The organism is Microvirga sp. P5_D2 (genome assembly GCF_054049475.1).
This window is the reverse complement of record NZ_JBFUMH010000432.1, coordinates 1-506: the sequence shown is the minus strand read 5'-3', so window position 1 is coordinate 506 and position 506 is coordinate 1. Positions and strand designations below refer to the sequence as shown.

Genomic DNA, 506 nt, shown 5'->3' with positions numbered 1-506 from the left:
GCTCTGGGGTTCGAGAGGGTCATCCCACAGGCGACAGGCCGCCCGGCCTATCATCCGGCGGCGCTGCTCAAGATTTACATCTACGGCTATCTCAACCGCATCCCGTCCAGCCGTCGCTTGGAGCAGGAGACCGGCCGTAACCTCGAGCTGATGTGGCTGACTGGCCAGCTCCAGCCGGATCACAAGACCATCGYCCGCTTCCGCAAGGACAATGGAGCGGCCATCCAGGCGGTGTGCCGGCAGTTCGTCGAACTGTGCCGCAAGCTCAACCTGTTCTCGCAGGCGGTGGTGGCCATCGACGGTTCCAAGTTCAAGGCGGTCAACGCGCGCGATAAGAACTTCACGCCRGCCAAACTCGCCAAGCGCATCGAGCAGGTTGAGGCCAGCATCGCACACTATCTGTCCGCCCTCGACACCGCCGACCGGCAGGAGAGCGCACTGGCGCAGGAGAAGGCCGGACGGATCAAGGACAAGATCGCGGCACTCAGAGAGCAGATGAGCAGATG

1 protein-coding gene is annotated in these 506 nt (G+C 63.1%); it reads left to right on the top strand.

All coding sequences use genetic code 11. From position 1 onward, the window contains the following. Positions 1-506, top strand: a 506-nt coding sequence (locus ACXJKO_RS32125; RefSeq protein WP_457095031.1) for a transposase, incomplete at both ends; no start/stop codon positions are given.